The organism is Niallia sp. M35 (assembly GCF_050971705.1).
Classification (GTDB): domain Bacteria; phylum Bacillota; class Bacilli; order Bacillales; family Cytobacillaceae; genus Niallia; species Niallia circulans_A.
The window spans coordinates 63645-76498 of sequence record NZ_JBPCEP010000004.1; the positions used below are offsets into that span (position 1 = coordinate 63645).

General features: G+C 36.6%; 10 protein-coding genes. 8 read left to right on the forward strand and 2 right to left on the reverse strand.

The features are described from left to right. Positions 1-159: 159 nt before the first annotated feature. Complete coding sequence (locus NiCM35_RS06035; protein WP_433779063.1) at positions 160-2337, forward strand: heavy metal translocating P-type ATPase; 2178 nt, start codon at positions 160-162, stop codon at positions 2335-2337. 102 nt (positions 2338-2439) lie between these two features. Here NiCM35_RS06035 and NiCM35_RS06040 read toward each other — a convergent pair whose 3' ends face one another. Continuing rightward, positions 2440-3267, reverse strand: coding sequence for a manganese catalase (locus tag NiCM35_RS06040; protein WP_095330310.1), 828 nt, complete (start codon positions 3265-3267; stop codon positions 2440-2442). Positions 3268-3422: 155 nt separating this feature from the next. Between NiCM35_RS06040 and NiCM35_RS06045 the strand changes: the two genes are divergently transcribed. Then, the gene (locus NiCM35_RS06045; protein ID WP_095330380.1) at positions 3423-4844 is read left to right on the forward strand and encodes a S41 family peptidase; all 1422 of its coding nucleotides are present in this window, start codon (positions 3423-3425) and stop codon (positions 4842-4844) included. A gap of 342 nt (positions 4845-5186) precedes the next feature. On the opposite strand, the gene NiCM35_RS06050 is transcribed toward NiCM35_RS06045, so the two are convergent. Continuing rightward, positions 5187-5549, reverse strand: coding sequence for a winged helix-turn-helix transcriptional regulator (locus tag NiCM35_RS06050; RefSeq protein WP_047943915.1), 363 nt, complete (start codon positions 5547-5549; stop codon positions 5187-5189). A 196-nt stretch (positions 5550-5745) separates the two neighbouring features. Between NiCM35_RS06050 and NiCM35_RS06055 the strand changes: the two genes are divergently transcribed. From NiCM35_RS06055 to tkt, 6 genes are all read left to right on the forward strand, one after another. Then, positions 5746-6930, forward strand: coding sequence for an MFS transporter (locus tag NiCM35_RS06055; RefSeq protein ID WP_095330381.1), 1185 nt, complete (start codon positions 5746-5748; stop codon positions 6928-6930). Further along, positions 6927-7766 (forward strand): aldo/keto reductase, encoded by an 840-nt coding sequence (locus NiCM35_RS06060; protein ID WP_123258223.1) that lies wholly within the window; start codon positions 6927-6929, stop codon positions 7764-7766. Before NiCM35_RS06055 ends, NiCM35_RS06060 begins: the two co-directional genes overlap by 4 nt. A gap of 620 nt (positions 7767-8386) precedes the next feature. After that, on the forward strand, positions 8387-8602 hold the full coding sequence (locus tag NiCM35_RS06065; RefSeq protein WP_095330312.1) for a DUF3923 family protein: 216 nt from the start codon (positions 8387-8389) through the stop codon (positions 8600-8602). Positions 8603-8932: 330 nt separating this feature from the next. Beyond that, entirely contained in the window at positions 8933-9379 is a 447-nt protein-coding gene (rpiB, locus tag NiCM35_RS06070; RefSeq protein WP_433778937.1) for a ribose 5-phosphate isomerase B, read from the forward strand. A 236-nt stretch (positions 9380-9615) separates the two neighbouring features. After that, positions 9616-10479, forward strand: a complete 864-nt coding sequence (locus NiCM35_RS06075; RefSeq protein ID WP_235850276.1) for a 6-phosphofructokinase — start codon at positions 9616-9618, stop codon at positions 10477-10479. Positions 10480-10551: 72 nt separating this feature from the next. Then, positions 10552-12567: a transketolase gene (tkt, locus tag NiCM35_RS06080; RefSeq protein ID WP_433778939.1), complete on the forward strand. Its 2016-nt coding sequence runs from the start codon at positions 10552-10554 to the stop codon at positions 12565-12567. The last annotated feature ends 287 nt before the right edge of the window (positions 12568-12854 follow it).

The following is a 12854-nucleotide window of genomic DNA, read 5'->3' on the forward strand; positions in this document are numbered from 1 at the left end:
AGATTTGAATGGTTTTTTTATAAAAAATCAGAAAATAGATTGACACTTTTATTAGACTATTCATATAATATAAATATGAGTATATGAATAATTGTTCATATATTAAGAGTGGAAGCAATTGTGTATAATAAATTAAATTTAAAGAAAGTAGGGAAAGGAATGGAGGAAGAGAAGCAGCTACGGAAAAAAGAATTTATATTAGAAGGCTTAGATTGTGCAAATTGTGCAATGAAAATAGAAAATGGAATAGCATCCATTAATGGAGTTAGAGAATGCACGGTTAACTTTGCTACACAAACATTACAATTACAGGTGGATGAAATAGAAGAAAAGAGTATTTTAGCAAAAGCGGAAAAAACAATTTCAAGACTAGAACCACATGTGAAGATGGTAGAAAAGAGGAAAAAGGCTACTTCTCCATCTCCTGATCATTCGCATCATCACGAACATGGTCATGGTCATGAGCATTCCCATGACCATGGTACAGAGAATATAAAGAGATTAGTTGGAAGATTAGTAGCGGGAACATTTGTTGCAGCAATTGGATTTTTTGCTCCTTTAACCGGAATAATGGAATTCGCTCTTTTCTTTTTGGCCTATTTAATTGTTGGAGGAGACATTTTATTTAGAGCGATAAAAAATATTTTACGTGGGCAAATATTTGATGAGCATTTTCTGATGTCTATCGCTACATTAGGAGCCTTTGCCATTCAGGAATATCCTGAAGGAGTAGCTGTTATGCTTTTTTATCAAATAGGCGAGTTATTTCAAGGGATAGCTGTCAATCGTTCTAGAAAATCGATTACTAGCTTAATGGATATACGACCAGACTATGCCAATGTAAAAGATGGATCTGAACTGAAGAAGCTATCTCCAGAGCAAGTGAACATTGGCGATATTATTATTGTGAAGCCTGGAGAGAAAATCCCGCTTGATGGGCGAGTGATAGAAGGAAGCTCTTCTGTTGATACATCCGCTTTAACAGGAGAGTCCATTCCGCGAGATATAGAAATTGGCAATGAGGTACTTAGTGGTTATATTAATAATCATGGTTTATTAACAATCGAAGTGACAAAGGACTTTGGAGAATCAACTGTTACGAAAATACTGGAGCTTGTTCAAAATGCTAGTAACCGCAAAGCGCCTACCGAAAACTTTATTACTAAATTTGCAAGATATTATACGCCGGTAGTTGTAATAACAGCTGCATTATTAGCTATCGTACCACCTCTCTTAATAAGTGGTGCTACTTTCTCAGACTGGCTGTATCGAGCCCTTGTTTTTCTTGTTATCTCTTGTCCTTGTGCGCTTGTTGTTTCGATTCCATTAGGATTCTTTGGCGGAATTGGCGCAGCTTCTAAAAAAGGAATTTTAGTAAAAGGAAGCAATTATTTAGAAGCTTTAAATGATGTGAAGTATGTGGTTTTTGATAAAACTGGTACTTTAACAAAAGGAGTATTTGAAGTAGACTCCATTCACCCAGCACCTAGAATTACAGAAGAGGAAGTGCTGGAATATGCAGCATATGCAGAAGTGCATTCCAATCATCCAATTGCTGAATCCATTCGCAAAGCATATCAAGGACAGATCATAGAGGAACGCATAGGAGAATATCAAGAATTATCGGGTCATGGAATTTTGGTTGAGCTAGATGGAAAAAAAGTGTTAGCTGGTAATCAAAAATTAATGATCAAAGAAAATATCAATTATTTACCAAACGAAGAAGTCGGAACAGTTATTTATGTGGCAGCAGATCAAGAGTTCATCGGTTCTATTGTTATTTCTGATCAGATAAAAGAAGATGCAGAGAAAGCTATTCAACTACTAAAAGAGCAAGGAATTAAGAAAACAGTGATGTTAACTGGTGATGCTCAAAAGGTTGGCGCGAAGATTGGGTCTCTTTTAAAAATAGATGAAGTTCATGCAGAATTATTGCCACAGCATAAAGTAGAAGAAATCGAAAAGCTTGATCAGCATAAGCAAGCAAAGGAAAAAATTCTCTTTATTGGAGACGGTATTAATGATACCCCTGTTTTAGCAAGAGCAGATGTGGGAATGGCAATGGGAGGTTTAGGTGCTGATGCAGCAATAGAGGCAGCAGATATCGTCCTTATGACAGATGAGCCTTCTAAGATAGCCACTGCACTCTCTGTTGCAAAACGTACACGTCGAATCGTCTGGCAGAACATAATATTTGCACTAGGAGTTAAAGCAATCTTTCTCCTTCTAGGTGCATTTGGGATTGCAACGATGTGGGAAGCAGTTTTCTCAGATGTAGGTGTTACTGTACTTGCCGTTCTTAATGCAATGAGAGTATTGCAAGTGAAAGGGATATAAAGAGAGGATTTCGGAGAGAAGAATTGCATTTATTCTACTTCAAGGAAAAACGGAGCTAGTGTTTACGACTGGCTCCGTTTTTTTTATGAATGAAATTGTCTCCTATTTAAGATTAGGAGGAGTATTATGTTCAGCTGGAGGAGCAGGCTTTAATTTAGGTGCAGAACCAAATGGTGGTACATCTCGGACATATTGGAATGTCCCCATGCCATCCATGCTTGGTCCAGATGCCCATCTCCCCTTACTGCTTTCGTCTCCCATCGAATGATTAAGAAAGAGATAAGATACTTCTGTCTTTTCTAAATGTCTAGGGAAAGTGCTTGGTACAACTACGCCTTCTTTTTGCTCTAATTCGTAAATTGCGGCAAGCCATTGGTTTTGATGCATCGTGTCACGGGCGATTAGAAATGATAACATATCTTTTATGCCTCGATCATCGGTTTGCTCAAACAACCGGACTGCTTGAAGTCTACCTTGCGATTCTGCATTTAAATTTGCGCGCATATCTGCTAGTAGATTTCCACTTGCAGCTACATAACCTCCATTCCAAGGTACCCCTACGCTATCTTTGGGCATTGCGGCAAGTCCTGAAACAATCGCATGCTGCGGGTTCATTCCCCCAATAATAGCAGCCATTGCTGGATTTGTTGCAGCTGCTGTTTCAAGCTCGGTAACGGGCGCATCATCTAATAATCTTGCCACCATGGTTGATAATAATTCAATATGACCAATTTCTTCTGTTCCCGTATCTAATAATAAATCACGATATTTATCATTTTTTCTTGTTCCCCAAGCTTGAAATAAATATTGATTCATAACGGACATTTCTCCAAATTGTCCACCAATTAGTTCTTGTATTTTTTTCGCGAAAACTGGATCGGGTCTCTCCGGTTTTGCTTCATAGGCTAGCTCTTTAATGTGAAAAAACATTGGTTCCCCTCCTCATAAAATACTCTATATACTATGCAAGCTTTCTTTATAGGTACGTGTCCTGTTTAAAAAATAGTTTCAATCATAAGTTGTCCGAGCCCTTCATATACATAAAAAAGGATAAATATATCGTGGTAGAAGAAGGGACGATTGCAATGAATCGGAAGTGGTTGGCTATTTATATGGCAGGCTCCTTATTAGCAGGATCAGGAATGACTTATATAGGAATAAATATGTTAGAAAAAAGACAGGAGGAACAATTAAATAATCAAACAATGGAGGCTGGTTCGCTTGATAAATTGGATAAAGCCTATCAAATAATCTTGCAAAACTATGTGGAAAATGTAGACAAGCAAAAGTTAGAAGATGGTGCAATAAGAGGGATGCTGGCTACATTGGAGGATCCATACTCTGTTTACATGGATCAAGAAGCTGCCAAGCAATTTGAACAAGCTCTTGATTCTTCTTTTGAAGGAATTGGTGCAGAAATTAGTATAGAGGAGGATAAAATGATCATAGTATCACCAATAAAAGGATCTCCAGCAGAAAAAGCAGGTATTAAAGCTCAAGATCAAATCATTTCGGTAAATGGAGAAAATGTAGAAGGAAAAGATCTTAATGATGTTATCGGCCAAATCAGAGGGGAAAAAGGATCAAAGGTAGAATTAGAAATAAAGCGAGCAACAGTCGATAAACCATTAAAAATGGAAATTGTCCGCGATGAAGTACCCCAAATAACAGTTTATTCTGATATCAAAAAAGATGGCGGAGAAAAGATTGGTTATATAGAAATTACATCATTTTCTAAAGATACTGCAAGTGAGTTTGAAAAGGAATTAAACAAATTAGAGAAGAATGGCATTTCAAGTCTAATTTTAGACGTACGTGGTAATCCTGGTGGCTTGCTAACAAGTGTAAATGCGATCGTAGAACAATTTTTAACAAATAAAAAACCTTATGTGCAAGTAGAGAATCGAAATGGAGATCGTGAACAGTTTTATTCTGATTTGAAGAAACAAAAGGAATATCCAGTTGTAGTATTGATTGATAATGGAAGTGCATCGGCGTCCGAAATTTTAGCTGCTGCCTTAAAAGAGGGAGCTGGTTATCCGCTAATTGGCGAAAATTCATTTGGAAAGGGAACCGTCCAACAGCCTATATTAATGGATGATGGCAGTGAAATCAAATTAACAGTTTCTAAATGGCTTACTCCTGATGGAAATTGGATTCATAAACAAGGAATAAAACCCACTATCGATGTCGAGCAAACGGACTTATATCATACCCATCCTTTGCAGATTGTAGATTCACTTAAGCTGGAGGATAATGATGAGCAGGTTCAATACGCACAAGAAATTTTAACAAGCTTAGGATTTACAACAGATAGGCAAGATGGCTATTATAGTCCGCAAACAGAAGTAGCTGTAAGAGCATTCCAAAGCAAAAATGCACTGGAGGTTACTGGTGTAATAGATGGAAAAACAGCTGCAAAGCTGGAGGAAGCTGTTAGAACAGAAAAACAAAAAGACGAAAACGATATTCAATTACAAACAGCTATCCGCTATTTAGTTCATTAATAAAACGTGGTACACAAGGATTTCAGCCAAATATAAAGCCGAACAATTATACGAAGATACTATTAGGTATATCGGATAATTGTTCGGCTTATTTTATTTAAAGAAAGAAGGTTTGTGGACATCACCCGCAGACTGAATACGCTTCGCCTTCCAGGGGCTGCACCTAAGCTTCATTATCACTGCATTGTCCATGATGATAATGTAGGTTCATAATATAGCCTGTCTTCTACACCTAAAGATACTGTGTTCTAAAACTTGCTCTCCGGTGCTGCAGCGCAATGGAAAAAAGGGGTTTCTAGCTAAATTAGAAGATGTTCATCTTTGTCCACTCTCTATAATGTTTTATTTATTTAACACACTATCTTCCAGCATTAAGTTCTTATCTCCGTATATTTTTGTGATATGAGTATCTCCCCATTCACAAAGTGCATTTAAAATAGGCTCTAAACTTTTTCCATAGTCACTTAATTCATATTCTACTTTCGGTGGTATTTGTTGATAGATTATGCGATTAATAACACCATCTTCTTCTAATTCTCTTAATTGTTGTGTAAGCATTTTTTGCGTAATATTTGGCATTAATCGTTTTAATTCACTTGTTCTTTTTTTGCCATGTGTTAAGTGGCACAAAATCACACACTTCCATTTACCGCCGATTACTTCTAAAGTGGCTTCAACTGATATATTATATTTTTTATTTTCCATAATACCCTCCATTTTTATAGGAACTTTTTTGTACCTATATTACCTTTAAGTTCCTACATTACAAAAAAGTACGTACTTTTCTATTTGTCTTATATGATTCATAATAACACTTGCCGGTTAAAATGCAAAACTACAAAAAATACCACTAGTGGTTAGCGATATATGTAAGAGGAGGAAAAGGAAGTTGAAGCAAAATATGAATACTTTTGCGTTAATAGCCTTGGCTGTTAGTGCTTTTGCTATTGGTACTACTGAATTCATAAGCGTTGGATTATTACCTTTGATTGCCGATGACTTTCGGGTAGGGATTACAACAGCAGGATTAACTGTTTCTATTTATGCACTGGGCGTCACATTCGGAGCTCCGGTTTTGACAGCCATTACCTCTAATATTTCACGAAAATCTTTATTATTGTGGATCATGATTGTTTTTATTATTGGTAATAGTATGGCTGCAATTGCTCCAAATATCACTATTTTACTGATTGCACGTATTGTATCAGCTTTTGCTCACGGTATATTTATGTCGATTGGTTCCACGATAGCAGCAGATTTAGTAGCGAAAGAAAAAAGAGCAAGTGCTATCTCTATCATGTTCTCCGGATTAACGGTTGCCACTGTAACAGGAGTTCCCTTTGGGACATTTATCGGTCAGCACTTTGGCTGGAGATTAGCATTTATCACCATTGTTATTATTGGAATCATAGCGTTTATCGCCAATAGTTTGCTTGTGCCAAGTAACTTATCTAAAGGAGGCCGAGCAACCTTTAAAGATCAGTTGCAGTTAGTTACAAATCCACGACTATTAATGCTTTTTTTAATTACAGCATTAGGCTATGGAGGAACATTTGTGGTTTTCACGTATCTTTCTCCATTACTGCATGAAGTAACTGGCTTTCAGCAAAATACAGTTGCTGGGATTTTACTATTGTATGGTGTAGCAATTGCCATAGGTAATATGATTGGCGGCAAGCTATCCAACAAAAACCCGCTTCGGGCATTATTTTTTATGTTTATTATCCAAGCTATTATCCTATTTGTTTTGTCCTTTACCCTTCCATTTAAGGTAATTGGCTTAATAAGTATTCTTTTCATGGGCTTATTAGCATTCATGAATGTTCCAGGGCTGCAGGTTTATGTAGTAATGCTAGCAGAACGCTATGTACCAAGTGCAGTAGATGTAGCCTCTGCTGTTAATATTGCAGCTTTTAACGCAGGAATAGCAATCGGTTCTTACTTGGGAGGAATAGTGACCAATTCATTGGGGCTTATCCATACTTCATGGGTAGGCGGAATTATGGTTATTGCCGCTATTATCCTGACTGGTTTCAGTTTAATTTTAGAAAAAAATTCATTGCAAAAAGGAGTAATAACACGATGAAAAACTTACAAGATACAATTCAACTAACAAACGGAATCAAAATGCCTTGGCTAGGATTAGGAGTATTTAAAGTGGAGGAAGGGCAAGTGCTTGTGGATGCTGTAAGCTCTGCAATTAAGAATGGCTACCGTAGTATTGATACAGCGGCTATTTATGCTAATGAAGCAGGGGTTGGCGAAGGCATAAAGAGGGGTATGAAAGAAGCAGGCATTACAAGAGATGATTTGTTTATTACCTCAAAAGTATGGACAGATGATTTAGGATATGAAGAAACAATAAAGGCATATGAAGTAAGCTTAGAAAAGCTCGGACTCGATTATTTAGATTTATATCTTATTCACTGGCCAAAAGAAGGAAAATATAAAGACGCATGGAAAGCGTTAGAAACACTATATAAACAAGGCAGGGTAAAAGCAATTGGAGTAAGTAATTTTCAAATCCATCATTTAGAAGACCTGATGAAAGATGCGGAAATGAAACCAATGATTAATCAAATTGAATTGCATCCAAGACTTACACAAAAAGAATTAATAGCGTATTGCCAAGAGCAAGGCATACAGGTGGAAGCATGGTCTCCATTAATGCAAGGACAATTATTCGATCAGCCGGAATTAGTGGAAATAGCTGCAAAACATCAGAAATCTGTTGCACAAGTAATTATTCGTTGGGACTTGCAAAATGGAATTATTACGATTCCTAAATCCGTTAAAGAGCACCGTATCATCGAAAATGGAAATGTTTTTGATTTCACGTTATCAAAAGAAGAAATGGCACAAATTGATGCCTTAAATTTGGATCAACGAGTTGGTCCTGATCCAGATAATTTCGATTTTTAATGGAGCATTAATCCCGTTTCGGAAAAGAAACAAATAAAAGTAGTACGAAAGGGTGGGACATAAGTATTTCAATCAAATATAGCCCCGAACAATTATACGTACACACTAAAAAAATTCGTATAATTGTTCGGGGTTAATTAAATTTAAGAAAGAAGGTTTGTGGTAATCACCCGCAGCCTGAATACACTTCGCTTTCCTTGAGGCGAGCGCCAAGCCTCCTCGTCACTACGTTCCTGCGGGTCTTTGGACTTTCTCGCAGCTCCCGTAGGAGTCTATGTGTATTCAGGCTGCTCTGTTTTTTTCTAGTAATTTTAGTTTGCTGAAAAACTAAATAATCTTTAAAAACGGAGTGAAATGGAACGAATTGGTTTCACCATTAAATTAGAGATTGTTCGTCTTATTCATTATATATTTTGTTTTGTCCAGCCACTTTTGAAAACATCTGAATAAGCATACAAATAAGTTCGCAGCCAAATTAGTAATAATAACAGTTAATAAGTCATTATATCAATTACTTATATTCTAAAATTAGGGTGGAAATCAAAAAAATGTAACCTTTTCTCTTGAATTACCGTAATACAAGTTGTGCAGAAATTAGTAATGAAGGAAGGAGAAAAAAGGTGAAACTCTGGTGGATTGCAAATGTTTTTTGGGTAGTCGTTTTTTCAATACTATCGATTATCATCGCAACAAGGCAAATAGATGGATCAGGGGCTGTGCAAACTCCTGAAATCAGAATTATTACATTTATAATTTTGGCCGTTCCATTTGTATTTATCCTTATAGTCCAATTAATTTGGTTTTATTTTATTCACAAAAGAACAAGACATTCTTAGTTCAGCTATCCTATGAATAAATAATTGTAATGCTTTCTTGTAAACTAATATATTTAGTTCACAAGAAAACATCCAAACAAAGAACGAGAGAATTTTAAAATTCATCGTTCTTTGTTTGTTTTTAAATATTACTAAATACATTGGGTTGGACTAAAGTATGTTATCACACAAATTTCTATATGGTCTGGGAATTGTTTAGGTATAGATCTTATTCCCATTTGTTTGTGGTTGAAAATTAATAAAGTTTTCACATGCAACCGAATACAAATAATAGTTTTTATGTTAGAATACATCTGAAATAGAACCATCTTATCTAGAAAGGATGAGTTTATGAAAATTGCAATAGCCAGTGATCATGGTGGATATCAGTTAAAGGAAGCAGTAAAAGCCCATCTTCATAATGCGGGGATGGAAGTAGAAGATTTTGGCTGTCATAGTAGAGAAAGTGTGGATTTTCCAGGTTATGCAAAAAGTGTTGGTGCATCGATTGTGAATGGTGAAAACCAACTAGGTATTTTATGCTGTGGAACAGGAATAGGCATGAGTATTGCTGCCAATAAAATCACTGGAATTCGTGCAGCGGTTGTTGGTGATGTCTTCTCAGCAAAGGCAACAAGAGAGCATAATGATAGCAATATTCTTTGTTTAGGAGAAAGAGTGACTGGGGAAGGATTAGCGTGTTTAATAGTAGATACTTGGTTAAATGCAGAATTTTTAGGCGGCAGACATGAAAAGCGTATCAGTGGAATTAAAGAATTAGAATCATATTATTGTTAATAGTAGGACAAATTAACCTCGGATTTGTTAAATGAAACATATTATAACTTGTACGTACTATTAATAGGTTATACTAAATATGTATGGTTTATTCTTGGTAAGTTGTATGCTATAATGAGTTTGGAAAAATATATCACGGAGAAGAAAAGGGAAATTGGTCCTTTTTCTTCAATAAGTATGTACATTTTTCTGTATATTATTAGTTACTTAATAGCTTGTAAAGGTTAGGGGGTAAGGTGTTGAAGGTTGGTGTAATTGTCTTAGGTTGTTTGCCTTCGGGAGTAAAGCAAATTCTTCATCGCTTATATGAAGAGTTATCTTCTAAGCATCAACTATTTGGAATGGAAATAGATAGAAAGTCCGGTGAAGTCAATTATACAGAGATAAAAGAAGTGAGTGATTCACCATACTTAAGCCATACTATCTTAAAGGTAAGCGCTGCACCAGTAAATAATCTATGGGAACAAACATTTGCTCCAATGGATATGACTGTTGTATTGGGGGATGCGCAGGCAAAAGAAATATGGCAAACTTCTATAGCTGATAAAGAAGCGCTACGTACATTATTTGTCCCAGTTTCCGTCTACAATAATATTAAAGGAAATGATTGGACTCTAGGATATGATACCGCACTGAACAGTATTACTCAGAATGTGTTAAAGGTTCAAGATACCATTCATTCTCTTAAATATGATAAGCCAAGATTATTTGGTTTTTCGATAGAGGGTAACCCATCGACTAATATGCTGCAGGATATCTCTCTTGCGGTGGATGGTAACTATTTAGCAGTAGATTACGAGGAAGAGGAAATTACCACTTTATGTGATGCGATAAAGAAAAGCTATACATATACAAAAACATCTAATGTTCTAATATATAGCCAAGCTTTACAAGAGGTAATCGAAAATTCAGTTATTAGTAAGCTAGAGGTAGATTGGAAATATACAGAAATTGACGAAGCATTATGTATGGGAGTAAACCCAACAGCCATCGATCGAATCCTAGCAAATGAACTTGCGGATGAAGTCTTGCGATGGATAAAGAATAATTGCTTAACAGGTGAACTCACTGTTCAAAAGGATGGAATTCAATTTAAATAAACGCTAAGCCAAAAGAAATAAACTCTTTTTAATTTTGGCTAGCATTAAATAAATCAAAAAAGGATGAGGAAAATGAGTAATCAAGTAAAAACAGATATCGAACAATTAGCTATTAACACAATCCGTACTTTATCCATTGATGCAATTGAAAAATCTAATTCTGGTCACCCAGGAATGCCAATGGGGGCAGCGCCAATGGCTTATACATTATGGGCTAAGGAAATGAATCATAATCCGGCTAATCCTAACTGGTTCAACCGTGACCGTTTCGTTTTATCAGCTGGACATGGTTCTATGCTTCTATATAGCTTGCTGCACCTTTTCAATTACGGTGTTACTGTAGATGACTTAAAGAACTTCCGTCAATGGGGAAGCAAAACTCCAGGACATCCAGAATTTGGACACACACCAGGTGTGGAAGCTACTACTGGTCCATTAGGACAAGGTATTGCGATGGCTGTTGGGATGGCAATGGCAGAAAGACATCTTGCAGAAACCTATAATAAAGAAAATTATCCAGTTGTTGACCATTATACGTACAGCATCTGCGGTGATGGTGATTTAATGGAAGGCGTATCTGCAGAAGCAGCGTCTCTTGCAGGTCATTTAAAATTAGGAAGACTAGTAGTATTATATGATTCCAATGATATTTCTTTAGATGGTGATTTAAATCTCTCTTTCTCTGAAAGTGTTCAAAAGCGCTTTGAAGCATATGGATGGGAAGTTATTCGTGTAGAAGATGGCAATGACTTAGCTGAAATTCAAGCGGCAATTGCTCAAGCGAAAAAATCAGATGTACCGACATTAATTGAAGTGAAAACAGTTATTGGCTATGGTTCTCCGAATAAAGGCGGAAAATCTGCATCACATGGTGCACCACTTGGAGCTTCTGAAACACAATTAGCAAAACAAACATATGGTTGGGCATATGAAGAAGCATTCCACGTTCCAGCAGAAGTATCGGAGCATTATGCGGCACTAGCACAAGAAGGTGCAGAAAAAGAGAAAGCTTGGAATGAGCTTTATGAAAATTATAAAGCAGCATATCCAGAATTAGCTACTCAATTAGAAACAGCTATTAAAGGAGAACTACCTGCTGATTTACAAGAAAAATTACCAGAATTTAATGCTGGAGATTCTATGGCGACAAGAGATTCTTCTGGGAAAACAATTCAAGCAATTGCTAGTGCGGTTCCTGCTTTCTTCGGTGGTTCTGCAGACCTTGCTGGTTCGAACAAAACATTAATGACTAGTGAGAAAAACTTTGCCATTGATGGATATGCCGGCAGAAATATCTGGTTTGGTGTACGTGAATTTGCAATGGGTGCGGCATTAAACGGATTAGCACTGCATGGTGGAGTAAAAGTATTTGGCGCAACATTCTTCGTGTTCTCTGATTATTTACGCCCAGCAATCCGCTTAGCAGCATTAATGAAATTACCAGTAACATATGTATTTACACATGATAGTATTGCTGTCGGAGAAGATGGTCCAACACATGAGCCTGTTGAACAACTTGCTTCCTTACGTGCAATGCCAGGGCTTTCTATCATTCGTCCAGCAGATGCAAAAGAAACAGCAGCTGCATGGCAACTGGCAATTGAAAGCACAGATACTCCAACAGCACTAGTGTTGACTCGTCAAAACTTACCAACATTAGATTTAACAAAAGCAGAAGCATACGAAGGCGTGAAAAAAGGTGCTTATACAGTTGTAGCTGGTAAAGAAGCTGCTCAGGCATTAATCTTAGCATCTGGTTCAGAAGTATCTCTTGCAATCAAGGCACAAGCGGCTTTAGCAGAAGAAGGAATTTCTGTAAATGTAGTAAGTATGCCAAGCTGGGATCGTTTTGAAAAACAATCTCTTGAATATAAAGAAAGTGTTTTGCCAGAAAGTGTTCAAGCACGTGTTGCAATCGAGGCTGGTGCATCTCTAGGCTGGAGAGAATACATCGGTTCTAAAGGGGAGCACATTACAATTGATCATTTCGGTGCATCTGCTCCAGCAGATAAATTATTCCAAGAGTATGGATTTACTGTTGAGAATGTTGTGGCAAAAGTAAAATCATCTATTGCAAAAGCAAAATAATATCCGCAAGTTTCTAGGTGAAAAGGACAGAAGCTAATAACCATGTGAGATGGTTATTAGCTTCTTTTTTGTACAAAGAAAAAGAAGTAGGCGCCAATGAAAAAATAAAATTGTTAAATCTTGTCTTAGGAATCGATGTCAACTTTATCATTAGTTTAAGTAGCAAAAGTAGTTAAGTACAGTCACAATAGAGAAATATGCTTCATGCTGTATATACATAATCAGATTAATCTTGGCAACAAGTTTGTATTTATGATAGAAGGAGAAAAGAAGGGGATTTGTGCAAG